The sequence below is a fragment of the Methylorubrum subtropicum genome, from assembly GCF_038442325.1.
Classification (GTDB): domain Bacteria; phylum Pseudomonadota; class Alphaproteobacteria; order Rhizobiales; family Beijerinckiaceae; genus Methylobacterium; species Methylobacterium subtropicum.
This window is the reverse complement of record NZ_JBBXMW010000002.1, coordinates 352819-377632: the sequence shown is the minus strand read 5'-3', so window position 1 is coordinate 377632 and position 24814 is coordinate 352819. Positions and strand designations below refer to the sequence as shown.

General features: G+C 69.4%; 21 protein-coding genes. 16 read left to right on the top strand and 5 right to left on the bottom strand.

Annotation, left to right across the window (positions count from 1 at the left end):
• Positions 1-31: 31 nt before the first annotated feature.
• Genes AAHG03_RS04660 through AAHG03_RS04650 form a run of 3 tightly spaced genes read left to right on the top strand, consistent with a single transcriptional unit; the run spans position 32 to position 5295 of the window.
• Entirely contained in the window at positions 32-1717 is a 1686-nt protein-coding gene (locus AAHG03_RS04660) for an efflux RND transporter periplasmic adaptor subunit (protein ID WP_342149099.1), read from the top strand.
• A gap of 12 nt (positions 1718-1729) precedes the next feature.
• Positions 1730-4912 (top strand): efflux RND transporter permease subunit, encoded by a 3183-nt coding sequence (locus AAHG03_RS04655; protein WP_342149098.1) that lies wholly within the window; start codon positions 1730-1732, stop codon positions 4910-4912.
• A 29-nt stretch (positions 4913-4941) separates the two neighbouring features.
• The gene (locus tag AAHG03_RS04650; protein ID WP_342149097.1) at positions 4942-5295 is read left to right on the top strand and encodes a hypothetical protein; all 354 of its coding nucleotides are present in this window, start codon (positions 4942-4944) and stop codon (positions 5293-5295) included.
• A 3-nt stretch (positions 5296-5298) separates the two neighbouring features.
• Here the strand turns inward: AAHG03_RS04650 and AAHG03_RS04645 are convergent, their stop codons facing one another.
• A complete protein-coding gene (locus tag AAHG03_RS04645) occupies positions 5299-5817 on the bottom strand; it encodes a hypothetical protein (protein ID WP_342149096.1) in 519 nt (172 codons plus the stop codon).
• A gap of 168 nt (positions 5818-5985) precedes the next feature.
• On the opposite strand from AAHG03_RS04645, the gene AAHG03_RS04640 reads away from it, so the two are divergent.
• Positions 5986-7083, top strand: coding sequence for a PA0069 family radical SAM protein (locus tag AAHG03_RS04640; protein WP_342149095.1), 1098 nt, complete (start codon positions 5986-5988; stop codon positions 7081-7083).
• A gap of 124 nt (positions 7084-7207) precedes the next feature.
• On the opposite strand, the gene AAHG03_RS04635 is transcribed toward AAHG03_RS04640, so the two are convergent.
• The 3 genes from AAHG03_RS04635 to AAHG03_RS04625 all read right to left on the bottom strand — a co-directional run bounded on the left by AAHG03_RS04635 (position 7208) and on the right by AAHG03_RS04625 (position 9833).
• The gene (locus AAHG03_RS04635) at positions 7208-7846 is read right to left on the bottom strand and encodes a ribonuclease HII (protein ID WP_342149094.1); all 639 of its coding nucleotides are present in this window, start codon (positions 7844-7846) and stop codon (positions 7208-7210) included.
• 92 nt (positions 7847-7938) lie between these two features.
• Positions 7939-9015: a glycosyltransferase family 4 protein gene (locus AAHG03_RS04630; protein WP_342149093.1), complete on the bottom strand. Its 1077-nt coding sequence runs from the start codon at positions 9013-9015 to the stop codon at positions 7939-7941.
• A 2-nt stretch (positions 9016-9017) separates the two neighbouring features.
• Entirely contained in the window at positions 9018-9833 is an 816-nt protein-coding gene (locus AAHG03_RS04625) for a UDP-2,3-diacylglucosamine diphosphatase (protein ID WP_342149092.1), read from the bottom strand.
• Between the two features lie 622 nt (positions 9834-10455).
• On the opposite strand from AAHG03_RS04625, the gene AAHG03_RS04620 reads away from it, so the two are divergent.
• The 8 genes from AAHG03_RS04620 to AAHG03_RS04585 all read left to right on the top strand — a co-directional run bounded on the left by AAHG03_RS04620 (position 10456) and on the right by AAHG03_RS04585 (position 20927).
• On the top strand, positions 10456-11664 hold the full coding sequence (locus AAHG03_RS04620) for an aminotransferase class V-fold PLP-dependent enzyme (protein ID WP_342149091.1): 1209 nt from the start codon (positions 10456-10458) through the stop codon (positions 11662-11664).
• Positions 11665-11786: 122 nt separating this feature from the next.
• Entirely contained in the window at positions 11787-12731 is a 945-nt protein-coding gene (locus tag AAHG03_RS04615) for a D-2-hydroxyacid dehydrogenase (RefSeq protein WP_342149090.1), read from the top strand.
• A gap of 206 nt (positions 12732-12937) precedes the next feature.
• On the top strand, positions 12938-13804 hold the full coding sequence (locus AAHG03_RS04610) for an NADP-dependent methylenetetrahydromethanopterin/methylenetetrahydrofolate dehydrogenase (protein WP_342149089.1): 867 nt from the start codon (positions 12938-12940) through the stop codon (positions 13802-13804).
• Positions 13804-14430 (top strand): methenyltetrahydrofolate cyclohydrolase, encoded by a 627-nt coding sequence (fchA, locus tag AAHG03_RS04605; protein WP_342149088.1) that lies wholly within the window; start codon positions 13804-13806, stop codon positions 14428-14430. The genes AAHG03_RS04610 and fchA overlap by 1 nt, the downstream gene beginning before the upstream one ends.
• A 338-nt stretch (positions 14431-14768) precedes the next feature.
• On the top strand, positions 14769-15941 hold the full coding sequence (locus tag AAHG03_RS04600; protein ID WP_342149086.1) for a malate--CoA ligase subunit beta: 1173 nt from the start codon (positions 14769-14771) through the stop codon (positions 15939-15941).
• A gap of 22 nt (positions 15942-15963) precedes the next feature.
• Positions 15964-16854 (top strand): succinate--CoA ligase subunit alpha, encoded by an 891-nt coding sequence (gene sucD / locus AAHG03_RS04595; RefSeq protein ID WP_342149085.1) that lies wholly within the window; start codon positions 15964-15966, stop codon positions 16852-16854.
• Between the two features lie 202 nt (positions 16855-17056).
• Positions 17057-19828, top strand: coding sequence for a phosphoenolpyruvate carboxylase (locus AAHG03_RS04590; RefSeq protein ID WP_342149084.1), 2772 nt, complete (start codon positions 17057-17059; stop codon positions 19826-19828).
• A gap of 127 nt (positions 19829-19955) precedes the next feature.
• The gene (locus AAHG03_RS04585; RefSeq protein WP_183568461.1) at positions 19956-20927 is read left to right on the top strand and encodes an HpcH/HpaI aldolase/citrate lyase family protein; all 972 of its coding nucleotides are present in this window, start codon (positions 19956-19958) and stop codon (positions 20925-20927) included.
• A gap of 217 nt (positions 20928-21144) precedes the next feature.
• Here the strand turns inward: AAHG03_RS04585 and AAHG03_RS04580 are convergent, their stop codons facing one another.
• Entirely contained in the window at positions 21145-21522 is a 378-nt protein-coding gene (locus tag AAHG03_RS04580; RefSeq protein ID WP_342149082.1) for a 4a-hydroxytetrahydrobiopterin dehydratase, read from the bottom strand.
• Positions 21523-21714: 192 nt separating this feature from the next.
• Between AAHG03_RS04580 and AAHG03_RS04575 the strand changes: the two genes are divergently transcribed.
• From AAHG03_RS04575 to AAHG03_RS04560, 4 genes are all read left to right on the top strand, one after another.
• The gene (locus AAHG03_RS04575) at positions 21715-22695 is read left to right on the top strand and encodes an ABC transporter substrate-binding protein (protein ID WP_342149081.1); all 981 of its coding nucleotides are present in this window, start codon (positions 21715-21717) and stop codon (positions 22693-22695) included.
• Positions 22696-22728: 33 nt separating this feature from the next.
• The gene (locus tag AAHG03_RS04570; RefSeq protein ID WP_342149080.1) at positions 22729-23463 is read left to right on the top strand and encodes an ABC transporter permease; all 735 of its coding nucleotides are present in this window, start codon (positions 22729-22731) and stop codon (positions 23461-23463) included.
• Positions 23444-24208: an ABC transporter ATP-binding protein gene (locus tag AAHG03_RS04565; protein WP_342149078.1), complete on the top strand. Its 765-nt coding sequence runs from the start codon at positions 23444-23446 to the stop codon at positions 24206-24208. Before AAHG03_RS04570 ends, AAHG03_RS04565 begins: the two co-directional genes overlap by 20 nt.
• Positions 24209-24373: 165 nt before the next feature.
• A complete protein-coding gene (locus tag AAHG03_RS04560; protein ID WP_342149077.1) occupies positions 24374-24715 on the top strand; it encodes a hypothetical protein in 342 nt (113 codons plus the stop codon).
• Positions 24716-24814 lie beyond the last annotated feature (99 nt).

The window sequence follows — 24814 nt, the reverse complement described above, 5'->3', positions numbered from 1 at the left end:
CGCGTCCCCGCTCGCGAAGGATCGATTCCCCATGCCCGTTTCACGCGTTCCGGCCCTGCGCGCGGCCGTGCTGGCGCTCGCCCTCTGGGCTGCTCCCGCCGCCGCCCATGAGGGCCACGACCACGGTTCTGAGCCCCCCGCCACGGCGGCCGTCAGCGCCCCGCGCGGCGCGTCGAGCAGCCAGAACCTCGAACTCGTGGCGGTCGCCCGCAACGGGCGCCTCAGCCTCTATCTCGACCGGGCCGGCACCAACGAGCCCGTCACCGACGCCGCCATCACCGCCGAGACCCCGGAAGGGACGGCGCAGGCCGAGGCGATGCCGGACGGCAGCTATGGCCTGCCCGCCCATTGGAGCACCCATGCCGGCGAATACGAGGTGCTATTTACGGTCACGCAGGGCGGCACCACCGACCTCTTCCCGGTCGCCCTCACGATCCCCGAGCCGCCTCCGCCGTCCGCTTCCGAGGATGCCTGGGCCCAGAGCCTCGCGGTCGCCCACGACTTCCGCCGCCATATCGAGGAGGCCGACCCGCTGCCCTTCGCGGTCGGCGGCGCGGGTTTTCTGCTCGGCGTCGTCGTCACCCTGCTGATGCGCGGGCGCCGCCGGGCGCCGGTGGCCGCCCTGGTCGTCTTCGTGCTGGCGCTGGCCTTCGCGCCGCGCGCCTTCGCCCATGAGGGCCACGACGACGGCACGCCGCTCGCCGCTCCGAGCGGCCAGGACCTCGCCCGCCGTCTGCCGGACGGGGCGATCTTCGTGCCCAAACCGACCCAGCGCGTGCTCGCGGTCCGCACCGTGGTCACCGCCTCGGACACCTTGAGCCGCACCGTCGAGCTGCCGGGGCGGATCATCCCCGATCCGAGCGCCAGCGGCGTGGTCCAGTCCTCGGTCGGCGGCCGCTTGGCGCCGCCGGACTCCGGCCGCTTCCCGCGGCTCGGCACGCGGGTGAGGAAGGGTGAGGTGCTCGCCACCGTCACGCCCCCGGTCCAGGCGGTGGACGTGTCCGACATGCGCCAGCGCCAGGGCGAACTCGATCAGCAGATCGCCATCATCGAGCGCCGGGTGGAGCGCTACCGCAAGCTCGCGCCGGGCGGCGCGGTCTCGCAGGTCCAGCTCGACGACGCGCTGGCCGAGCTGAAAGGGCTGGCCGACCGCCGCGCCGCCCTCGACGCCATCCGCCAGCACCCGGAGGCGCTGACCGCGCCGGTCGATGGCGTGATCGCCGAGGCGAGCGCGGTGGCGGGTCAGATGGCGAGCCCCGGCGTGCAGGTGTTCCAGATCGTCGACCCGGCGAGCCTCTGGGTCGAGGCCCTGAGCTTCGACGCGCTCGCCACCGGCCAGGACGCCACCGCGCGGCTCGCCGACGGCCGCACCTTGCGCCTCGCCTTCATGGGCGCGGGGCTCGCCGACCGCAGTCAGGCGGTGCCGATGCATTTCTCGATTCAAGACGCCCCGCCGGAGCTGCGCACCGGTCAGTTCGTCACCGTGCTCGCCGCCCTCGACGCCCAGCAGACCGGCCTCGCTTTGCCCCGCACCAGCGTGGTCCGCGGCGGCAACGGCCAAAGCCTCGTCTACGAGCACACCGCGCCCGAGCGGTTCGAGCCGCGGGAAGTCAGGGTCGAGCCGTTGGACGCCGGCCGCGTGCTGGTGGTGTCGGGTGTGGGCGCGGGCAAGCGCATCGTCACGCAGGGCGCCGAACTCCTCAATCAGGTCCGCTGAGGAGCATCGGCCATGTTCACGCTTCTCGTCTCGCAGTCGCTTCGCAACCGCGTCCTCGTGCTGGCGCTCGCCGCGGTGCTCGTCGTCTACGGCGCCTTCACGGTGACGCGGCTCCCCGTCGATGTCTTCCCCGACCTCAACCGGCCGACCGTGACGATCATGACAGAATCGGAAGGGCTCGCGCCCCAGGAGGTCGAGCAGATCGTCACCTACCCCCTCGAGACGCAGATGAACGGCCTGCCCGGCGTGTCGCGGGTCCGCTCGGTCTCGGGCGTCGGCCTCTCCGTGGTCTACGTCGAGTTCGATTGGGGCACCGACATCTACCGCAACCGCCAGCAGGTGGCCGAACGCCTCGCCATGGTGCGCCCGCACCTGCCCCCCACCGTCACGCCGATGATGGGGCCGATCTCCTCGATCATGGGGCAGATCGTGATGGCCGCGCTCAGCGGCGGCTCGGTCTCGCCGATGCAGCTGCGGGAACTGGCCGACTTCACCATCCGCCCGCGCCTGCTCTCGATCCCCGGCGTCGCCCAGGTGATCCCGATGGGCGGTGAGGTGCGCCAGTTCCGCGTCGCGCCCCAGCCGACGGCGCTCCGCGCGCTCGGCGTCACCTACGCCCAGCTGGAGGCGGCGCTGGCGCAGTTCGGCACCAACACCGGCGGCGGCTTCACCGACCAGTACGCCCGCGAATACCTGATCCGGAACCTCGGCCGGACCATGAACCTCGACGATCTGCGCAACATGGTGGTCGCGACCGTGGGCGGCCGGCCGATCTCCCTGCGCCAAGTCGCGGAGGTGTCGTTCGCGGCGAAGGTGAAGCGGGGCGACGCCGGCTATATGGGCGCGCCCGCCGTCGTGATCTCGGTCGAGAAGCAGCCCGGCGTCGATACGGTCCGCCTCACCCGCGAGGTCGAGGCGGCATTGGCCGACATCACCGCGAGCCTCAACGCCTGCGGCACCGCCGCCGCCGAGGCTTCGAGCGAGGCTTGCGCCTTCAAGGGCGTGCGCGCCGACCGGCTGATTTTTCGCCAAGCCAACTTCATCGAGACCTCGATCGGCAATGTCGAGACGGTGTTGATCGAGGCCGTCGTCGTCGTCGCCGTGGTGCTGTTCGCCTTCCTGCTCAACGTCCGCACCACCGCGATCTCGCTCGCGGCGATTCCCGTCTCGATCCTGGCGACGGGAATCGTCTTCCATCTCGCCGGGCTGTCGATCAACACGATGACGCTCGGCGGGCTCGCCATCGCCATCGGCGAACTCGTCGACGACGCGGTGGTGGACGTCGAGAACATCTTTCGCCGGCTCGGTGAGAACCGGCGGGCCGGCAACCCGAAGAGCGTCTTCGCGGTCGTGGTCGAGGCCTCGAACGAGGTGCGCTCCGGCATCGTCTACGCCACGATGGTGATCGTGCTGGTGTTCGTGCCGCTGTTTGCCCTGTCGGGCATTGAGGGGCGGCTGTTCGCGCCCTTGGGCCAAGCCTACATCGTCTCGATTCTGGCGAGCCTGCTGGTCTCGATCACCCTGACGCCGGTGCTCGCCTATTATCTGCTCCCCGGCCTCAAGCGGCTGGAAGAGCACGAGAGTGGCCTGATCCGCGTCCTCAAGCGCCTCAACGCCGCCGTGCTGCGGGGGCTCATCGGCCGTGCCCGCCCGATGATGCTGCTCGCCGCCCTCGCGGTGGCGTCGGCGGGGATCGCCGCGGCGTTCCTGCCGCGGGCCTTCCTGCCGCCGTTCAACGAGGGCTCGTTCACCGTCACCATGGCGTTCAACCCCGGCATCTCGCTCGCCGAGAGCGACCGGATCGGCGGTGTGGCCGAACGCCTGCTCCTCGACATGCCGGACGTGAAGTCGATCGGCCGCCGCACCGGCCGGGCCGAACTCGACGAGCACGCGGAAGGGGTCCACTCCTCCGACCTCGAAATCGACCTGAAGCCGGGCGCCCGGCGCAAACCCGAACTGATCGCCGACATCCGCGACCGCCTCGCGGTGCTGCCGGTCTCGGTCAATGTCGGCCAGCCGATCTCGCACCGGCTGGAACACATGCTCTCGGGCGTGCGCGCCGAGATCGCCCTCAAAATCTTCGGCGACGACCTCGATACCCTGCGCAGCCTTGCCGAGGACCTGCGGCGTCGCCTGGAAAAGATCCCCGGCCTCGCCGACCTTCAGGTCGAGAAGCAGGTGCTGATCCCGCAGCTCGAAATCCGCGTGGACTACGCCCGCGCCGCCCTCTACGGCGTGCAGCCCGCCGCGCTCATCGAACAATTGAGCCGGCTCTCGAACGGTCAGGTCGTCTCGCGCGTGGTGGACGGCACCCGCCGCTTCGACGTGGTGATGCGCCTGCCCGACAGCATGCGCACCACCCAGCGCCTCGGCGACCTCCTGGTCGAGACCCCCTCCGGCTGGGTGCCGGCGCGCCAGATCGCCGACATCCGCGAGACCGACGGGCCGAACCAGATCCTTCGCGAGAATGCCCGCCGCCGCATCGTCGTCCAGGCCAACACGGTGGGCGGCGCCGACATGGGCGTGATCGTCAGCGCGATCCAGAAGGAAATCGCCGCGACGGCGCTGCCGAACGGCTACGGCACCCGCCTGGAGGGCGCGTTCCAGGCGCAGGAAGAGGCGAGCCGGACCATCGGCCTGCTCTCGCTGCTCTCGCTCGGCCTCGTCTTCGCCCTGCTCTACAGCCGCTACCGCTCGGTGACCTTCACGCTGATCATCTTGGGCAGCATCCCGCTGGCGCTGATCGGCTCGGTGGCGGCGCTCTGGATCGCCGGACAGCCGCTCTCGGTCGCCTCCATGATCGGCTTCATCACCCTCACCGGCATCGCCACCCGCAACGGCATCCTCAAGGTCAGCCACATCCTCAATCTGGCGATTCACGAGGGACTGCCCTTCGGCCCCGACCTCGTCATCCGCGGCAGCCTGGAGCGGCTCGCCCCCGTGCTGATGACGGCGCTCGCGGCGGGCGTCGCCCTGGTGCCGCTGCTGATCGGCGCCGACGCGCCGGGCAAGGAGATCCTGCATCCGGTCGCGGTGACGATCTTCGGCGGCCTGATCAGCGCGACGCTGCTCGACACGGTGCTGACGCCGCTCCTGTTCCTCACCTTCGGCCGTGCGCCGCTGGAGCGCCTGCGCGAGCAGGCCCATCGCCCGGCCACCGACCATCCCGAGGGCGCCCCTGCGGGCGCGTTCTGACCCTTCTGACAAGCGAAAGGATTTTCTCCATGCGCATCGTCACCGCGCTCACCCTCGCGCTGATCCTCACCGGGCCGGCGCTTGCCGCCGGCCCCAACGGCGGTCAGGTCGTCATGGCCGACGACCATCCGGTCGAACTCGTCGTCACCGATACGGGCCTGACCTTCTTCGTCACCGAGGAGGGCGGTCAGCCGCTCGCCACCGCCGGGCTTTCGGGCAAGGCCTACATCCAGGCCGGCGGCAAAACCGAGACCGTGGCGCTGAAGGGCGCCGCGCCGAACCGCTTCGTCGGCGACCTCAAGGCGCCGCTGCCGCCGGGCGCCAGGATCGTGCTCTCGGCCAAAGTCCACGGGCACGGTCTGCAGGCGCGGTTCGAGCGGTAAGCGCTATGCCCGCTCCAGCCGCGCGGTCAGCAGCCGCACCTTGAGGCGGGGGGCGAAGGGCAGCCCCGCCAGCAGGCGCTCGCGCCGCACCACGTCGCCGGCCCGCGGGCGGGTGACGCCGATCACGCTCTCGCCGCGGGCCGCGAGGCGGCCGGGCAGGCCGGCATGGGGGCGGCGCATCCGGCCGAGCGCCGTGTCGGGCCGGGCGGTGCCGACGAAGCGGTCGAGACTGCGGATCCAGCCCTCCGACGGAATGTCGCCCGGCTCCAAGCAGAGCAGCCAGTCCCGCCGGGCGACCTTCGCACCCGCGATCCACGGATTCGTGCCGACCGGGCGCACCACGAGCGTCGCCCCGCTGCCCTCGGCGATGGTCTCCAACGCCTCGCTCGCCGCCGCGGTGACGATCACGGCATCGCCCACGAGCCCCGCCGCCACGCCCGCGACGAGCGCGCTCAGCGTGTCGGCCAAGCCCTCGATCGCCGTGTCGGCGGGGCGTGCCACGTGGATCAGGCCGGAGATCATCGGCGGGCCAAGAATCCTGGACCGAGCGGGAAAAGGTTGTGCGCGGTCTATTGCATGACGGCCCCGGACGCGACAGCTACGCCTTTCCGGGGATGCATCAATCTTGTGCAGCGGCCACGTCATTGTTCATGATATGTTCCTTGGCGGCATGGCAAGGGACCGAAATCGATGGGGGAAGCGGCGGGCCGGCTCGCGGGCAACCGCGTGGCCGCGGAAGGTCGGCGCGGGCGCGGGGCGACGGCCAACCCGGAGGGGCGCTTCGAGGCGACCCGGCGCGAGGTCTTGGACGACGGCTGGCATCCGGACGAGGTCGCGGTCCGGCGCACGGAGGTGACGGTCGAGCGCGCCCGCACCATCATCACCCGCAACGATTCCCCCGACATCTCGTTCGACCGCTCGATCAACCCTTATCGCGGCTGCGAGCACGGCTGCATCTACTGCTTCGCCCGGCCCAACCACGGATATGCCGGGCTCTCGCCGGGGCTCGATTTCGAGACCAAGCTGTTCGCCAAACCCGACGCGGCGGCGCTGCTGGAACGCGAACTCTCGGCGCCGGGCTACCGGCCGCGCACCATCGCGCTCGGCACCGCCACCGACCCCTACCAGCCGATCGAGCGCGAACACCGCCTCACCCGCGCGGTGCTGGAGGTGCTCGCGCGCTTCCGCCATCCGGTCGGCATCGTCACCAAGTCGAACCTGATCCTGCGCGACCGCGATCTTTTGGCGGAGATGGCAGCGCAGAATTTGGTGAAGGTCGCGATCTCGGTCACCACCCTCGACCCGGTGCTCGCCCGGCGGATGGAACCCCGCGCCCCGCATCCGCGCAAGCGCCTGGAGGCCATCGAGGGGCTGGCCTCCGTGGGCGTGCCGGTGATGGGGATCGTCGCGCCGATCATCCCCTCGCTCAACGACCACGAGATCGAGGCGATCTTGGAGCGCGTGCGGGCGGCGGGCGCCCGCGAGGCGAACTACGTGCTGCTGCGCCTGCCGCACGAACTCGACGACCTCGTCGGCGACTGGCTCTCCGAGCATTATCCGGGCCGGCGCGCCCACATCTTCTCGCTGCTGAGCGGCGCCCGCGGCGGCAAGGCCTACGACGCCGCCTTCGGCACCCGCATGATCGGCAAGGGCCCCTACGCCGACCTGATCCGCCGCCGCTTCGCCCTGGCCAAGCGCCGGCTGGGTTTTTCCGACGAGCCCCTGCGGCAGACGACGGAGTTGTTTCGCCCGCCGCCGCGGGCGGGGGAGCAACTGGCGTTGTTCTGAGCCCGCCGGCCTCTCCCACCCAACCCCCTCATCCTGAGGTGCTCCGCGCAGCGGAGCCTCGAAGGAGGGCTCCAGGGATCGCGCGCTTCGCTGGAGCCCTCCTTCGAGGCCGCTGCGCGGCACCTCAGGATGAGGGGGAGGGTGGGAGGGGGCGGGGTGGCGCGCCCGCCCCGAACCGCCCGGTAAAACTCACCCGATGATGCGGGCTGCGCCCCTGCGCCGACAGCCCGGCGAGATGCGCCGCGGTGCCGTAGCCGGCGTTGCGCTCCCAGGCGTAGGCGGGGTGGCGCAGGGCCAGCTTGCGCATCAGTGCATCCCGAACGGTCTTGGCGACGATGGAGGCGGCGGCGATCTGCGGGACGAGGCGGTCGCCGCCGACCACCGCGCGGCAGGGCTGGTCGAGGCCGGGGATCGGGTCGCGCCCATCGACCAGCACCGGGCCGTCGTCCCTCAAGCGCCGCACCGCCCGGCGCATGGCGTCGAGGGTGGCGGCGCGCACGTTGATCCGGTCCACCAGCGCCCGCGAGCCCCCGGCCAGGGCCACGTGGGCATGCGCCCGGATCAGCGGCGTCAGCGCCTCGCGGGTCGCACGGTCGAGGCGCTTGCTGTCGTCGAGGCGGGCCAGCAACTCGGGCGGGAAGGCGAGGGGATCGAACCAGACGGCGGCCACCATCACCGGTCCGCACAGCGCACCGCGCCCGACCTCGTCGCAGCCGATCACGGCCGGGTAGGTGGCGGCGAGCGCGGGATCGAAGGGACGCATGGGCGGGCCGGGGCGGAGAAGGGCGCCGGTTTTGGCATCCCCGCCGGCCCCGGTCATCCCGCAACGAGCCGAAAAACGCTCAGGCGAAGTGCTCAGGCGAAGTGCTTGGCCCCGTCGCCCGCCGCACCGGCCCGGAGGCGGCGCGGGATCGCCCGCATCGGCCCGAGCGCGTGGGCGAGCGCGATGTTCTCGTAGAACTGGCGCGCGCTCTCGGCCCAGGTGTAGCGCAGGGCCTCGGCCCGGCAGCGCGCCCGCGGCACGGTGAGCGCCGCGAGGGTCGCCGCGCGCAGATCGCGGTCGAGGGCGCCCGCGCCGGTCTCGCCGATCACGTCGAGGGGGCCGGTCACGGGGTAAGCCGCCACCGGCACGCCGCAGGCGAGCGCTTCCAGCAGCACGATGCCGAAGGTGTCGGTAAGGCTCGGAAACACGAACGCGTCGGCCCCGGCATAGGCCCGCGCCAGCGCCTCGCCGGTGAGCGCGCCGAGGAAGCGGGCGTCGGGCGCCATCGCCTGGAGGCGCGCCCGGTCCGGCCCGCCGCCGACCACCACCTTCGTGCCCGGCAGATCGAGGCTGAGGAAGGCGGAAAGATTCTTCTCGACCGCGAGCCGCCCGACCGAGAGGAAGATCGGCCGGGGTAGCCCCGGAAACGCATCCCCGTCGCGGGGGCGGAACAGCTCGGTATCAACGCCGCGGGTCCAGCGCATCAGCCCGGCAAAGCCGCGGGCGGACAATTCCCGCTCCAGCGAGGGCGTGCTCACCATGGTGCCGCTGCCCGCCGCATGGAAGCGGCGCAGCCACGCGTAGCTCCAGGCCTCGGGCACGGGGGCGCGGGCGGCGAGGTATTCGGGGAAGCGGGTGTGGTAGCTCGTGGTGAAGGCCTGCCCCCGCCGCAGGCAGGCGCCGCGCACGGCGTGGCCGATCGGCCCTTCGGTGGCGATGTGGACATGCGTCGGCGCCAGCCGGTCCCAGCGGGCGAGCACGCGCCCCGCCGTGACGAGCGAGAGCCGGATCTCGGAATAGCCCGGCATCGGCACGCTCGCGAAGTCGGCGGGCGTCAGCAGCACCGTCTCGACGCCGAGCGCGCTGCCGGCCTCGGTCATGCGCTCGATCGAGCGCACCACGCCGTTGACCTGCGGGTGCCACGCGTCGGTGGCGATGAGCAGGCGCATCGTCAGGCGACGGCGCGGGGGAGGGCGGCCGGCTCGTAGGCCTCCGCCGCGCCGCGCTGGCGCAGCAGGGTGGGGTAGTGCAGCACCTCCATCCGGCCGTCGTAATGCTCGACGATGCCGGTGCAGGATTCCACCCAGTCGCCGGTGTTGAGGTAGGTCAGGCCGTCGATCTGGCGGTGGGCGGCGTGGTGGATGTGGCCGCAGATCACGCCGTCGGCGCCCTGGCGCTTGGCTTCCGCCGACAGGAAGGTCTCGAACTGGCCGATGAAGTTGACCGCGTTCTTCACCTTCAGCTTGGCCCAGGCCGAGAGCGACCAGTAGGGCAGGCCGAGCCGCCGCCGGACGCGGTTGACCACGGTGTTGACGGCGAGCGCCGAGGTGTAGGCCCAGTCGCCCAGATGCGCGAGCCACTTCGAATGGCGCACCACCATGTCGAACTGGTCGCCGTGGATGACGAGGTAGCGCTTCCCGTCCGCCGCCTCGTGGATGCGGCTCTCGGCGATCTCCACCCCGCCGAAGGTCATGCCGATATAGTCGCGCAGGAACTCGTCGTGGTTGCCCGGCACGTAGACGACGTGGGCGCCCTTGCGCACCTTGCGCAGCATCTTCTGCACCACGTCGTTGTGGCCTTGAGGCCAGTACCAGCCCGAGCGCAGCTGCCAGCCGTCGACGATGTCGCCGACGAGGTAGATCGTGTCGGCATCGACGTCGCGCAGGAAGTCGAGCAGCAGGGCCGCCTGGCAGCCCTTCGTGCCGAGATGCAGATCGGACAGGAACAGCGTCCGAACGCGGATGGTGGTCTCCGGATCCTGTGACACCAGCGCCTCCGGCCTCGCGAACGGCCAGAGCCAAAACCCAATCCGATCTCAGTTTGATGACGGCGGCGAACGCAGGCGTGCAGGATCGTGCCGTTTGGCCGCACCGCAGCAAGACCGGCCCGGCGGCCTGCGTGCGGTGCACCTGACTGCCGTGCATACGAAAATCTTTTTGTTTTTCAGTTCAGTTTTTTCGGTTTTGCATCTTCGGCCGGGGGGCGCATAACGGCGGCCAAGGTGATCTGCCGCGCGCGGGCCGTCGAGGCTCGCGCGGGACACGCCCGGCAGAGGCGTAAGGGTCACCGCGGACGGGATGGGGACGCCGACGACTATCAGCGGGAGCGCGCTTGAATGCGCCGCGAGGCTGACGCATCGAGGGTTCGGTTCTTTCGGAGGCGACCGGCGTGTCTGCACGCGCCGCGACGCGGGCGGGATCACAGCCGCTTCGCCGCTCCGGGCCGGTCGACGATCCGACATCGCAGAGTGACGGTCGCTTGCGGCGGACGCATCCCGCGCGCCGCGGGGCCGACGACGTTTCGCGGCGGGCGTTCGCCCGCCATCCGAATCTAAGCGGGCACGCGGCCACTGAAGGCCGGCTCGCAGGTTTCAAGCGGAGGAGACATTCATGGCGGCAACGAGACGTCCGGGACGCAACCACCTGTTCGTTCCCGGCCCGACCAACATCCCGGACCGTGTCCAGCGCGCGATGCTCGTGCCGTCCGAGGACCACCGCTCGGTCGATTTCCCGAACCTGACGAAGCCGCTGTTCGAGGACACCAAGAAGGTGTTCGGCTCGACCGACGGCACCATCATCCTGTTCCCGGCCTCCGGCACCGGCATCTGGGAATCGGCCCTGACCAACACGCTGGCGCGCACCAACAAGGTGCTGGCCGCGCGGTTCGGCCAGTTCAGCCACCTGTGGATCGACATGGCCCAGCGCATCGGCCTGGACGTGATCGTGCAGGAGGAGGAGTGGGGCACCGGCGCCGATCCGGACAAGATCGAGCAGGCCCTGCGCGAGGACCGCAATCACGAGATCAAGGCCGTGATGGTGGTCCACAACGAGACCGCCACCGGCGTCACCTCGGACATCGGCGCCGTGCGCAAGGCGATCGACGCCGCCGGCCACCCGGCCCTGCTGTTCGTCGACGGCGTGTCCTCGATCGCCTCGCTGCCGTTCAAGATGGACGAGTGGAAGGTCGATTGCGCCATCGCCGGCTCGCAGAAGGGCCTGATGCTGCCGGCCGGCCTCGGCGTGATCTGCATCAGCCCGAAGGCGCTCAAGGCCTCCGAGGCGCTTCGCGGCCACAACGACCGTCTCGCCCATGTCTACTTCGACTGGCAGGACATGATGAAGCAGAACCCGGCCGGGTACTTCCCCTACACCCCGTCGGTGCCGCTGCTCTACGGCCTGCGCGAGGCGCTCGCCTGCCTGTTCGAGGAAGGCCTGGAGAACGTCTACCACCGCCATCACGTGCTCGGCGAGGCGACCCGCCAGGCCGTCGCGGCGTGGGGTCTCAAGACCTGCGCCAAGGAGCCGAAGTGGAACTCGGACACCGTCACGGCCATCCTCGTGCCGGAGGGCGTGGACGGTGCCAAGATCATCAAGCACGCCTACGAGCGCTACAACCTCGCGCTCGGTGCCGGCCTGTCCCAGGTCGCCGGCAAGGTGTTCCGCATCGGCCACGTCGGTGACCTGAACGAGTTGTCGCTGCTCGGCGCCATCGCGGGTGCCGAGATGTCGCTCATCGACAACGGCGTGAACGTGACCCCCGGCTCGGGCGTCGCGGCGGCCTCCAGCTACCTGCGCGAGAACCCGCTCGCCAAGAGCTGAATTTCGGCCTGATTTGAGAAGCGGCGCCGGTTCCAACGGCGCCGCTTCCACTACTTAAGAAAACAGGTGAGGAAACAGCAGGCCGGCGGACGCCAGCGCCGGTCGGCCGGAAGGGGTCCAGAATGACGAAGAAAGTCGTGTTCCTTGACCGCGAGTCGCTCGATGCGACGGTTCGCGAATTCAACTTCCCGCACGAGTACAAGGAATACGAGTCGACCTGGACGCCGGAGGAGATCGTCGAGCGCCTCCAGGGCGCCGAGATCGCCCTGATCAACAAGGTGCCGATGCGCGCCGACACGCTGAAACAGCTTCCCGACCTGAAGCTGATCGCGGTGGCCGCCACCGGCACGGACGTTGTCGACAAGGCCGCGGCGAAGGCCCAAGGCATCACCGTCGTCAACATCCGCAACTACGCCTTCAACACCGTGCCCGAGCACGTGATCGGCCTGATGTTCGCGCTGCGCCGCGCCATCGTGCCCTACGCCAACTCCGTGCGCCGCGGCGACTGGAACAAGTCGAAGCAGTTCTGCTACTTCGATTATCCGATCTACGACATCGCCGGCTCGACGCTCGGCATCATCGGCTACGGGGCGCTCGGCAAGTCGATCGGCAAGCGCGCCGAGGCGCTGGGCATGAAGGTGCTGGCCTTCGACGTGTTCCCGCAGGATGGGCTCGTCGATCTCGAGACGATCCTGACCCAGTCGGACGTCATCACCCTGCACGTGCCGCTGACCCCCGACACCCGCAACATGATCGGGGCGGAACAGCTCAAGAAGATGAAGAAGTCGGCGATCCTCATCAACACCGCCCGCGGCGGGCTGGTGGACGAGGCGGCGCTGTTGCAGGCGCTCAAGGACGGCACCATCGGCGGCGCCGGCTTCGACGTGGTGGCCCAGGAGCCGCCGAAGGACGGCAACATCCTGTGCGACGCCGACCTGCCGAACCTGATCATCACCCCGCACGTGGCCTGGGCGAGCAAGGAGGCGATGCAGATCCTCGCCGACCAGCTCGTGGACAACGTCGAGGCCTACGTCGCGGGCAAGCCGCAGAACGTCGTCGAAGCGTAACGCCGACCACCCCCGTCGTCATTCCGGGGCCGCGCAGCGGAACCCGGAATCCACGACTGGCCGCGACGCAGCCAACAGCCGCGCATCACGGGTGGATGCCGGGTTCCGCTGACGCGGCCCCGGAATGACGGATTTGAATGGGTGGCCTCGATGCCACTCAAGGAAGCGCTCCGCGTCTCACGCGGACACCGACTCTCAGAGGAATCATGTCCAAGAAGCTGCTCTTCCAATTCGACACCGACCCCACGCCGAGCGTGTTCGATGTCGTCGTCGGCTACGACGGCGGGGCCGACCACATCACCGGGTACGGCAACGTCACCCCTGAGAACGTCGGCGCCTATGTCGACGGCACCATCTACACCCGCGGCGGCAAGGAGAAGCAGTCGACGGCGATCTTCGTCGGCGGCGGCGACATGGCGGCGGGCGAGCGGGTGTTCCAGGCGGTCAAGAAGCGCTTCTTCGGACCGTTCCGCGTCTCCTGCATGCTGGATTCGAACGGCTCCAACACCACTGCGGCGGCGGGCGTGGCCCTCGTCGTCAAGGCCGCGGGCGGTTCGGTGGCCGGCAAGAAGGCCGTGGTGCTCGCCGGCACCGGCCCGGTCGGCATGCGCTCCGCCGCGCTGCTGGCGGGCGAGGGCGCCGAGGTGGTGCTGTGCGGGCGCAAGCTCGACAAGGCGCAGGCCGCCGCCGACTCGGTGAACAAGCGCTTCAAGGTCAACGTCACCGCAGCCGAGACCCCGGACGACGCCTCGCGCTCGGAGATCATCAAGGGCGCCCACCTGATCTTCACCGCCGGCGCCATCGGCCTGGAACTGCTGCCGCAGGCGGCGTGGCAGAACGAAGCCTCGGTCGAGATCGTGGCCGACTACAACGCCCAGCCGCCGCTCGGCATCGGCGGCATCGAGGCGACCGACAAGGGTAAGGAATACGGCGACAAGCGCGCCTTCGGAGCGCTCGGCATCGGCGGCCTGAAGCTCAAGCTGCACCGCGCCTGCATCGCAAAACTGTTCGAGTCGAGCGAGGGCGTGTTCGACGCCGAGGAAATCTACAAGCTCGCCAAGGAGATGGCTTGATGGCCGCGAACGAGACCATCGAAACGTTCCTCGACGGGCTGGCGAGTTCGGCCCCGACCCCCGGCGGCGGCGGCGCCGCCGCCATCTCCGGCGCCATGGGCGCGGCGCTCGTGTCGATGGTGTGCAACCTCACCATCGGCAAGAAGAAGTACGTCGAGGTCGAGGCCGACCTGAAGGCGGTTCTCGAAAAGTCCGAGGCGCTGCGCAAGACGCTGACCGGCATGATCGCCGACGACGTCGAGGCGTTCGACGCGGTGATGGGCGCCTACGGTCTCCCCAAGGGCACCGATGAGGAAAAGGCGGCCCGTGCCGCCAAGATCCAAGAAGCGCTGAAGACGGCGACGGACGTGCCGCTCGCCTGCTGCCGCGCCTGCCGCGAGGTCATCGACCTCGCCGAGATCACCGCCGACAAGGGCAATCTCAACGTCATCTCGGATGCGGGCGTCGCGGTGCTCTCCGCCTTCGCCGGCCTGCGCTCGGCGGCGCTCAACGTCTACGTCAACGCCAAGGGCCTGGACGACCGCGCCTTCGCCGAGGAGCGGCTCAAGGAGCTTGAGACGATCCTGGGCGAGGCCGCCGCGCTCAACGAGCGGGTCTACGAGGTCGTCAAGGCTAAGGTGAACTGACGGGGCCTCTCCTCCCCCTTGCGGGGAGGAGCCGGAGGTGGGGGTCGGGCAGAAGGCACCATAACGCCTTATCCTGAACCACCCCCACCCTACCCCTCCCCGCAAGGGGGAGGGGAACCAGCGCGGTGATGCTGCACCGCAAGATGAAAGTCAGGCAACGGGCGGTCTCGCCAGCCGCCGCTGCTGATTTTGTATTCCGAAAGCCCGCTAAATCACTGACGGGCAACCAAACTAAACCACATCAGAAGAAAAAATTGAGAGCAGACCCGCTTCCCGAAAACTAATTTTTCCGCGAAGGTCGCTCCAACGAAACGCGAGGAAACGCGAAGGAGGTCTCGATGGACGTTCACGAGTACCAAGCAAAAGAGCTGCTCGCGAGCTTCGGGGTCGCCGTACCCAAGGGCGCCGTGGCCTTCAGCCCCGATCAGGCGGTCTACGCCGCGACCGAACTCGGCGGCTCGTTCTGGGCGGTGAAGGCCCAGATCCATGCGGGCGCGCGCGGCAAGGCCGGTGGGATCAAGCTCTGCCGCACCTACAACGAGGTCCGCGACGCCGCCCGCGACCTGCTCGGCAAGCGCCTCGTGACGCTCCAGACCGGCGCCGAGGGCAAGCCGGTGCAGCGCGTCTACGTCGAGACCGCCGACCCGTTCGAGCGCGAGCTGTATCTCGGCTACGTGCTGGACCGGAAGGCCGAGCGCGTGCGCGTCATCGCCTCCCAGCGCGGCGGCATGGACATCGAGGAGATCGCCGCCAAGGAGCCCGAGGCCCTGATCCAAGTGGTCGTGGAGCCCGCGGTCGGCCTGCAGCAGTTCCAGGCCCGCGAGATCGCGTTCCAGCTCGGCCTCAACATCAAGCAGGTCTCGGCCGCGGTGAAGACGATCATGAACGCCTACCGGGCGTTCCGCGACTGCGACGGCACCATGCTGGAGATCAACCCGCTCGTCGTTACCAAGGACGACCGCGTGCTGGCGCTCGACGCCAAGATGTCGTTCGACGACAACGCGCTGTTCCGCCGCCGCAACATCGCGGACATGCACGACCCGTCCCAGGGCGATCCGCGCGAGGCCCAGGCCGCCGAGCACAACCTCAGCTATATCGGGCTGGACGGCGAGATCGGCTGCATCGTCAACGGCGCGGGTCTGGCCATGGCCACCATGGACATGATCAAGCACGCGGGCGGTGAGCCGGCCAACTTCCTCGACGTCGGCGGCGGCGCCTCGCCCGACCGCGTCGCGACGGCCTTCCGGCTCGTGCTGTCCGACCGCAACGTCAAGGCGATCCTCGTCAACATCTTCGCCGGCATCAACCGCTGCGACTGGGTCGCGGAGGGCGTGGTGAAGGCAGCCAAAGACGTGAAGATCGACGTGCCGCTGGTGGTGCGTCTGGCCGGAACCAACGTGGAGGAGGGCCAGAAGATCATCGCGGAGAGCGGGCTCGACCTCATCACCGCCGACACCCTGACGGACGCCGCCCGCAAGGCCGTCGAGGCCTGCAACGGCGCCAAGCGCTAACGGAACGGGGAGGAATCACGCCATGAGCATTCTCATCGACGAGAAGACCCCGATCATCGTCCAGGGCATCACGGGCGACAAGGGCACCTTCCACGCCAAGGAGATGATCGCCTACGGCTCGAACGTCGTCGGCGGCGTCACGCCGGGCAAGGGCGGCAAGACCCATTGCGGCGTGCCGGTGTTCAACACCGTCAAGGACGCGGTGGAGGCCACCGGCGCCACCACCTCGATCACCTTCGTCGCCCCGCCGTTCGCCGCGGACGCGATCATGGAGGCGGCCGATGCCGGCCTGAAGCTCGTCTGCTCGATCACCGACGGCATCCCGGCCCAGGACATGATGCGGGTGAAGCGCTACCTGCGCCGCTACCCGCGCGACAAGCGCACCATGGTGGTGGGCCCGAACTGCGCCGGCATCATCTCGCCCGGCAAGTCGATGCTCGGCATCATGCCCGGCCACATCTACCTGCCGGGCAAGGTCGGCGTCATCTCGCGCTCCGGCACGCTCGGCTACGAGGCCGCCGCGCAGATGAAGGCGCTCGGCATCGGCATCTCGACCTCGGTCGGCATCGGCGGCGACCCGATCAACGGCTCGTCCTTCCTCGATCACCTCGCCCTGTTCGAGCAGGACCCGGAGACGGAAGCCGTGCTGATGATCGGCGAGATCGGCGGCCCGCAGGAGGCCGAGGCCTCCGCCTGGATCAAGGAGAACTTTTCGAAGCCCGTCATCGGCTTCGTCGCGGGCCTGACCGCCCCGAAGGGCCGCCGCATGGGGCATGCCGGCGCGATCATCTCGGCGACCGGCGACAGCGCCGCCGAGAAGGCCGAGATCATGAAGTCCTACGGCCTCACCGTGGCCCCCGATCCGGGCTCCTTCGGCCAGACCGTCGCCGACGTCCTCGCCCGCGCGGCCTGAGTCGCGCGTTCCCCCCTCCCTTGCGGGGAGGGGTAGGGGTGGGGGTCTTGCAGGAGGCACCGCCGCGCTCAATCCGGCACCACCCCCACCTCCTACCTCCTCCCCGCAAGGGGGAGGAGAGACGCTCCTTGAATGGAGGCGACCCCTCGTTCGCAGGCACGGCCCGCGAAATCCCAAAAGAACCTCGCCAGGGGGGATTCCCATGACCAAGACGCTGCACGCCCGGCCGTCAGCCGCGAGCGACACGACCTTCGCGCCGCCGGTCATCACCGGCACCGCCACCGAGGACGCCCTCGACATCCTGTTCCATGCGCTCCTCGACGTGGCCCGCCGCCACGATCCCGAACTGGAGGACGTGCTGCACGGGCGCGCCGACATCTCGTCCTACACGCCCGAGATGCTGGCTCGCGCGCTTCAGGTGCAGGGCATATGGTTCCAGCTCGTCTCCATCGCCGAGCAGAACGCCGCCATGCGCCGCCGCCGCCATGTCGAGCGCGACCAGGGCCGCGAGGCGCTGAACGGCTCGTTCGCCAAGGTGCTGTCCGAGGCCTCCGCCAAGGGCATCGACGCGCCGCAGATCCACGCGCTGTTGAAGAACCTGCGCATCCGCCCGACGCTGACGGCGCACCCCACCGAGGGCAAGCGCGTCACCGTGCTGGAGAAGCTGCGCCGCATCTACCTCGTCCTGCGCGAGCTGGAGCTGCCGCGCTGGACTGAGCGCGAGCGCAACGGCCTGATGAACGAGCTGCGCGACCAGATCGAGCTGATCTGGATGACGGGCGAGCTGCATCTGGAGAAGCCCACCGTCGATCGCGAGGTCGCCTGGGGCCTGCATTTCTTCGACGAATCGCTGTTCGAGATGCTGCCCGAGATGCTGCTCTCGCTCGAAGAGAGCCTCGCGCAGTACTACCCGGACGAGACCTTCGAGGTGCCGCCGTTCTTCCAGTTCGGCAGCTGGATCGGCGGTGATCGCGACGGCAACCCCTACGTCACCGCGAGCGTGACCCGCGAGACGCTGCAGCGCAACGCGCTGGCGAGCCTGCAGCGCTACCGCGACGGCATCACCCATCTCGGCCGCGTGCTGTCGATCACCGAGCGCTCGCTGCCGGTGCCGGAGACGTTCCGCGCGGAACTCGCGAGCCTGCTCGCCGAATCGGGCGACGGCCGCGCCATCACCAGCCGCAACCCCGGCGAGGCCTATCGCCAGTTCCTGTCCTGCGTGCTGAGGAAGCTCGACGCGACCATCGCCCGCAACCAGGGCGCCCGCTCGGTCGGGCCGGATTACCCGAGCGCCGACGGCCTCATCAACGACCTGCGCACCCTGGAGAAGGGGCTGGCCGACGCCAAGTGCGGGTCGCTCGCCGTCGACATCGTGCGCCCCGTGCGCCGCATGGTGGAAATCTTCCGCTTCTCGACCGTGCGCCTCGACCTGCGCGAGAACTCCACGCGCACCACCAAGACGCTGCATGCGCTGTGGGGCTTGCGCAACGGCGACCGCGAGCCGCCGGCCCTCGACTCCTCCGCCTGGCGCGAGTGGCTGCTCGCCGAACTCGCCCGGCCGCGCAGCTCGGAGAACACGTTCGAGGACTACGCCGACCGGCTGCCCGATGACGCCCGTGAGACGCTGGCGACCTTCGCGCTGGTGGCCGAGATGCGCGAGCAGCTCGACCGGGAGGCCTTCGGCGCCTTCATCCTGTCGATGACGCGCTCCACCGTCGACGTGCTCGGCGCCTACCTGCTGGCCAAGGAAGCGGGCGTCTTCCTCGATGCTGCGGGCACCGAGATCTGCCCCCTGCCGATCGTGCCGCTGTTCGAGACCATCGACGACCTGCGCGCCGCGCCCGCCATCATGAAGGACCTCCTGAACGTCCCCGTGGTGCGCCGCGCCACCCGCTGGCAGGGCGGGGTGCAGGAGGTGATGATCGGCTACTCGGATTCGAACAAGGACGGCGGCTACGTCGCCTCGAACTGGGAGCTGTACAAGGCGCAGACCAAGCTGACCGATCTCGGTCGGCAGGCCGGCGTGCCGATCGCCTTCTTCCACGGCCGCGGCGGCTCGGTCAGCCGCGGCGGCGTGCCGATCCATCGCGGCATCGCGGCCCAGCCGCCGGGCTCGATCAACGGGCGCTTCCGCATCACCGAGCAGGGCGAGGTCGTCTCGTTCAAATACGCCAACCGCGGCACCGCCGCCTACCAGATGGAGCTGCTGGCGGCCTCGGTGTTCGAGCACGCGCTGCATTCGGAGAAGAACGGCCTCAACGGCTCGCGCTCCGAACTCGACGACGCCATGGAGGCGCTCTCGGGTGCCGCGCGGGCGGCCTACGTCAACTTCATCCAGGCCGAGGGGCTGGTCGATTACTTCCAGGCGGCGAGCCCGCTCGACGAGATCGCGCTGCTCAACATCGGCTCGCGGCCGGCCCGCCGCTTCGGCGCCAAGTCGCTCTCGGACCTGCGCGCGATCCCGTGGGTGTTCGCGTGGTCGCAGAACCGCCACGTCATCACCGGCTGGTACGGCGTCGGCTCGGGGCTCAAGAGCTTCATCGATATCCGTGGCGAACAGGGCGAAGCCCTGCTGAAGCGCCTGTTCGAACACTCGCGGCCCTTCCGCCTGGTCCTCGACGAGGTCGAGAAGACGCTGCTGATGGTCGATCTGGGGATCGCCCGCGACTATGCCGGCCTCGTCGAGGACGAGGGCGTGCGGGAGCGCATCTTCGGCATGATCGAGCGCGAATACGCGCTGACGCGGGAGATGGTGCTGCGCGTCTCCGGCGGTTCGGAGCTGGCCGAGCGCTTCCCACAATTCCGCGAGCGCCTGCACGGGCGCCTGCCGACGATCAATCAGGTCAGCCGCGAGCAGGTCGAGCTGCTGCGCCGCTTCCGCAGCGAGACCGACGAGGACAAGCGCGAGGCGGTGAAGTCCGCCCTGCTCCTGTCGATCAACTGTATCGCGGTCGGCTTCGGCGCGACGGGCTGAGGCAAACAAGAAGGATCAAGCGTCGCTGACTCGGCTGGACGGCCGGGCCGTGCGCGCGAGATAGACGGCACGACGCGTCAAGCGCGGGTGCCGAGGCAAGACGGTCTCAGAAAACGGAGGAATCACGATGAGCTTCACCCTGATCCCGCAGGCAACCCCCCGCCTGCACCGCTCGGAACTCGCGGTTCCCGGCTCGAACCCGACCTTCATGGAGAAGTCGGCCACGTCGGCGGCCGACGTGATCTTCCTCGATCTCGAGGACGCGGTGGCTCCCGACGACAAGGAGCAGGCCCGCAAGAACATCATCCAGGCCCTGAACGACATCGATTGGGGCAACAAGACCATGATGATCCGCATCAACGGTCTCGACACCCACTACATGTACCGCGATGTCGTCGATATCGTCGAAGCTTGTCCGCGCTTGGACATGATCCTGATCCCCAAGGTCGGCGTGCCGCAGGACGTCTACGCCATCGACGTGCTGACGACCCAGATCGAGCAGGCCAAGAAGCGCGAGAAGAAGATCGGCTTCGAGGTGCTGATCGAGACCGCGCTCGGCATGGCCAACGTTGAGGCGATCGCCCAGTCCTCCAAGCGTCTGGAGGCGATGTCCTTCGGCGTGGCCGACTACGCCGCCTCCTGCCGCACCCGCTCCACCGTGATCGGCGGCGTCAACGAGGATTACTCGGTGCTGACCGACAAGGACGAGGCCGGCAACCGCCAGACCCACTGGCAGGACCCGTGGCTGTTCGCCCAGCAGCGCATGCTGGTGGCCTGCCGCGCCTACGGCCTGCGCCCGGTCGACGGCCCGTTCGGCGACTTCTCGGACAAGGACGGCTACCTCTCCGCCGCCCGCCGCTGCGCCGCCGCCGGCTACGAGGGCAAGTGGGCGATCCACCCCTCGCAGATCGAACTCGCCAACGAGGTGTTCACGCCCTCCGAGAAGGAGGTCGACAAGGCCCGCCGCATCCTCGTGGCCATGGAAGAGGCCGCCAAGGCCGGCCGCGGCGCCGTCGCCCTCGACGGCCGCCTCATCGACATCGCCTCGATCCGCATGGCCGAAGCCCTGATCCAGAAGGCCGACGCGATGAAGAAGTGATCTTTTGAGAGTTCAGGACTGAGAATGGCCGGGCGTGAGCCCGGCCATTCTCTTTTCCAACCGTCATTGCGAGGCGGAGCCGAAGCAATCCAGCGCTCCGCATTGTCCAGATGAGGCACGCGGCCGATGACGGGGTAGCTGCAGACGCCTTGTCCGGCAACGTCGCGCCCTGGATTGCGTCAGTTTCGCTTCGCAATGACGGTGCGTTAATCGCCCCCTACTTGTCGTACTTGATATACGCGAACCGCGGGTCGGTCGGCGTGCCCTCCAGCCCGCCGCCCTCGGTGCCGGGTTGCCAGCCCACCACCTCCTCGATCTTTTTAGCCAGAGCAAAATCCTTCTCGGTGATGCCCTTGGCGGCGTGGTTCATCAGCCGCACCTCGACCCAGGCGTAGGACGCCGTGAGGTCGGGATGGTGCCACGCGGCCTCCGCCAGATGGCCCACCGTGTTGATCACCATCAGCGTGCTCTTCCACGAGGCGGTCTTGTAGGTGCGGCGGATCCAGCCGTCCTCCAGCCGCCAGGCCGGCAGCTCGTCCTTCAGCCGCTGCTCGACCGTCGCTTCATCGAACACCGGTTCGCGTTCCTGTGACATCGTTCGCCTCCCATTTCTGTCGGGCGGGAAGGTGCGACGGGCCACTCGACCACGCAAGCCGGCGGGATCACGCCTGCGTGTCGCACGGGAAAGGCCGGGCCCGGCTGTGGACGGGGCCGGGGCCAGCCCTTATGAGATTCTTCAACAGGATGGCGGCCTTGATGGTCGCCGGAACAACGGGAGGTGACGCCGATGCTGTCACGGCGCGGAATGCTCGCGGCCGGAGCGGCGGCGCTGGCCGGAATCGGTTCGGCGCGCGCGGCGGCGGACACGTTCCGGCTCGGCGTGCTGCCCTTCGGCACCGCCTCCTGGGAGGCCGCCGTGATCAAGGAGCGGCGCCTCGACGAGGCCAACGGTTTCACCCTCGAGACCGTCAAGCTCGCCGGCAACGACGCCGCCCGCATCGCCTTCCTGGGCGATCAGGTGGACGCCATCGTCGGCGACCTGATCTGGGCGGCTCGCCTCGGCAACGAGGGGCGGGGCGTGCGCTTCACCCCCTATTCCACCACCGAGGGCGCCCTGATGGTGCCCGCCGACAGCCCCATCACCGATCTCAAGAGCCTCGCGGGCAAGCGCCTCGGCGTCGCGGGCGGCGCGCTCGACAAGAACTGGATTCTGCTCAAGGCGCAGGGGCGCGAGGCCGCCGGGCTCGATCTCGATTCCGCCGCCCAGATCGCCTACGGCGCGCCCCCGCTGCTGGCGCAGAAGCTGGAGACCGGCGAGCTCGATGCGGCGCTCCTCTACTGGCAGTACTGCGCCCGGCTCCAGGCCAAGGGCTTCAAGCGCCTGATCTCCGCCGACGACGTGATGCGGGCGTTCGGCGCTCAAGGGCCGGTGGCCTTGATCGGCTACCTGTTCGAGGGCCGCACCGTCACGAACCGCCCCGAGATCGTGAAGGGCTTCGCCCGCGCCTCGACCGCGGCCAAGGACGCGCTCGCCAACGATGCCGGCCTGTGGGCCACCGTGCGCCCGCTGATGGCGGCGGACGACGACGCCACCTTCGAGGCCCTGAAGCGCGAGTTCCTCTCCGGCATCCCCCGTCGCCCGGTCGGCGCCGAGCGGGCGGACGGCGAGCGCATCTACGCGACGCTGGCGCGGCTCGCCGGCACGCAGCTCCTCGGCTCCGGCAAGACCCTGCCGCCGGACCTCTACCTCGACGCGTCCAAAGCGTGACGATCCCCGCTCCGGCCGCCTGACCCCGACCGTATGGCCCTGATCGCGCGCCTCGTCTCGCTCGCCGTCCTGCTCGCCCTGTGGCAGGGCGTCTCGGTCTATGCCGATGTGCGGACGCTTCCGGCGCCGAGCGCCGTGTTCGCCTTCATCCTGCGCGAGGCCGAGAGCGGCAACCTGCTGTTCAACGTCGGCGTCACGCTGGCCCGCGTCGGCGTCTCCTTCGTCATCGCCATGAGCCTCGGCGTGCTGCTCGGCATCGCGCTGGGGCGCTCGAAACTCGCCGACCGGCTGCTCGACACGCCGCTCCTCGTGGTGCTGAACACCCCGGCCCTCGTCGTCACGGTGCTGGCCTATGTCTGGCTCGGGCTCACCGAGACCGCGGCGATCGTGGCGGTGGCCATCAACAAGCTCCCCAACGTCGCCGTCATCATGCGCGAGGGGGCCCGCGGCCTCGATCCCGGCTTGGAGGAGATGGCCCGCACCTACCGGTTCGACCGCCGCACCTGGATCGCCCACGTGCTGCTGCCGCAGCTCCAGCCCTTCATGGTCGCGGCGGCCCGCTCGGGCATCTCGCTCGCCTGGAAGATCGTGCTGGTGGTCGAGCTGCTCGGGCGCCCGAACGGGGTGGGCTTTGCCATCAACTACTACTTCACCCTCTTCGACGTGACCGCCGTGATCGGCTACAGCGTCGTCTTCATGAGCGTGATGCTCGCCATCGACGCCCTGATTCTCCAGCCCCTCGACGCCCATGTCCGCCGCTGGCGCTGAGTTGATGCCTGCCGCAGCCCCGGCCCTCCTGACGGTCCGGGTCGACCGCAAGGTCTATCGCCGCGCCCGCACCGAGCCGGTCGAGGCGGTGCGCGGCCTCACCTTCTCGCTCCAGCCCGCCGAGATCACCTGCCTGATCGGCCCCTCGGGGGCGGGCAAGACCACGACCTTGCGCATCCTGCTCGGCCTCGACCACGATTTCGAGGGCGCGGTGACGCCCGACCCGAACGCGGTCGGCATCGCCATGGTGTTTCAGGACCCCCGCCTGCTGCCGTGGCGGACCATCGAGCAGAACGTGCGCCTCGGCCTGCCGCGGGAGCGGCGCGGGCGCGACCTCGACGGCCTGTTCGAATCCCTCGCGCTGACCCCCTGGCGCGGGCGATTCCCCGGCGCGCTGTCGCTCGGCATGCAGCGCCGGGTGGCGCTCGCCCGCGCGCTGGCGCTGGAGCCGCGCATCCTCGTCCTCGACGAGCCGTTCGTCTCCCTCGACGACACCGCCGCCGCGGGCCTGCGCGGCCTCGTGGTCGAGACCGTCGCGCGGCGGGGCACCAGCATCCTGATGGTCACCCACAACGTGGCGGAGGCGCTGGAGATCGCCGACCGGCTGCTCCTCGTCTCGGCCCGGCCCGCGAGCCTGCTGGCGAACGTGCCCCTCGACCGACCGCGGGGCCGGCGCGACCGCGCCTTTCTCGAAGCGACCCGCGCGGATCTCGCCGCGCGCTTCCCCGGTGTGATCGCGCAGTAAGTCCCGACACGCCGATTCGCTGTGTGCGCGTTCCCGTTGCCGCTTGCGACCGGGAGGTTGCGGCAAGGCAACGCACGGGACCGCGCCTGTCCACTGCTCCGTTGCAAGGCATCCGGGCTAAGCCGATCCGCGAGCGATCCGAAGCGCTTACGCTTCGGCCGCCCGTTGGCTCGCGACGGCGTGATCGATGGGCGGGACGCGCTGCAACCCGCGCATGCCGTGTTTCGAATTGCCGAACTTGCCCGCCGCCACATTCCGGAAGCGCATGGTGAATGCTGCGCCGCCACGATTTTTCCCAAGTTGAGCCAGCGACTTTTGCGCCGCGTTCAATTTGTTGCAGCGCAAAATCTAGAATGGAACAAGCAAATTTCTCCGAATGTGCCTGTCCACCTGCGACATTCGACCGGAGAAAGCGTGTTGACGCCGCCCGAAATTTTCTTAGAGTTCGTTCAAGCTTCGGACTTGGGGAGCCGCCAGGGATGCGGTTCCGGCCGGGTAAGCCGTTGATGGATCGGGATAATCCCGCGCCGTCGGCGCCTTCTCACGAGCTGCCGAGGCTCAACTGATCCCTGTCGCAAACAGCAGGCCAGTCTTCAGCGGCAATAC

Excerpts from the sequence above, each read along its gene's own strand:
- AAHG03_RS04660 (WP_342149099.1), top strand. The coding sequence starts at position 32 with ATGCCCGTTTCACGCGTTCCGGCCCTGCGCGCGGCCGTGCTGGCGCTC.
- AAHG03_RS04575 (WP_342149081.1), top strand. The coding sequence starts at position 21,715 with ATGCTGTCACGGCGCGGAATGCTCGCGGCCGGAGCGGCGGCGCTGGCC.
- AAHG03_RS04630 (WP_342149093.1), bottom strand. The coding sequence starts at position 9,015 with ATGCGCCTGCTCATCGCCACCGACGCGTGGCACCCGCAGGTCAACGGC.
- AAHG03_RS04600 (WP_342149086.1), top strand. The coding sequence starts at position 14,769 with ATGGACGTTCACGAGTACCAAGCAAAAGAGCTGCTCGCGAGCTTCGGG.
- AAHG03_RS04650 (WP_342149097.1), top strand. The coding sequence starts at position 4,942 with ATGCGCATCGTCACCGCGCTCACCCTCGCGCTGATCCTCACCGGGCCG.
- AAHG03_RS04640 (WP_342149095.1), top strand. The coding sequence starts at position 5,986 with ATGGGGGAAGCGGCGGGCCGGCTCGCGGGCAACCGCGTGGCCGCGGAA.
- AAHG03_RS04645 (WP_342149096.1), bottom strand. The coding sequence starts at position 5,817 with ATGATCTCCGGCCTGATCCACGTGGCACGCCCCGCCGACACGGCGATC.
- sucD (WP_342149085.1), top strand. The coding sequence starts at position 15,964 with ATGAGCATTCTCATCGACGAGAAGACCCCGATCATCGTCCAGGGCATC.
- AAHG03_RS04585 (WP_183568461.1), top strand. The coding sequence starts at position 19,956 with ATGAGCTTCACCCTGATCCCGCAGGCAACCCCCCGCCTGCACCGCTCG.
- AAHG03_RS04580 (WP_342149082.1), bottom strand. The coding sequence starts at position 21,522 with ATGTCACAGGAACGCGAACCGGTGTTCGATGAAGCGACGGTCGAGCAG.
- AAHG03_RS04635 (WP_342149094.1), bottom strand. The coding sequence starts at position 7,846 with ATGCGTCCCTTCGATCCCGCGCTCGCCGCCACCTACCCGGCCGTGATC.
- fchA (WP_342149088.1), top strand. The coding sequence starts at position 13,804 with ATGGCCGCGAACGAGACCATCGAAACGTTCCTCGACGGGCTGGCGAGT.
- AAHG03_RS04565 (WP_342149078.1), top strand. The coding sequence starts at position 23,444 with ATGTCCGCCGCTGGCGCTGAGTTGATGCCTGCCGCAGCCCCGGCCCTC.
- AAHG03_RS04570 (WP_342149080.1), top strand. The coding sequence starts at position 22,729 with ATGGCCCTGATCGCGCGCCTCGTCTCGCTCGCCGTCCTGCTCGCCCTG.
- AAHG03_RS04615 (WP_342149090.1), top strand. The coding sequence starts at position 11,787 with ATGACGAAGAAAGTCGTGTTCCTTGACCGCGAGTCGCTCGATGCGACG.
- AAHG03_RS04620 (WP_342149091.1), top strand. The coding sequence starts at position 10,456 with ATGGCGGCAACGAGACGTCCGGGACGCAACCACCTGTTCGTTCCCGGC.
- AAHG03_RS04590 (WP_342149084.1), top strand. The coding sequence starts at position 17,057 with ATGACCAAGACGCTGCACGCCCGGCCGTCAGCCGCGAGCGACACGACC.
- AAHG03_RS04655 (WP_342149098.1), top strand. The coding sequence starts at position 1,730 with ATGTTCACGCTTCTCGTCTCGCAGTCGCTTCGCAACCGCGTCCTCGTG.
- AAHG03_RS04610 (WP_342149089.1), top strand. The coding sequence starts at position 12,938 with ATGTCCAAGAAGCTGCTCTTCCAATTCGACACCGACCCCACGCCGAGC.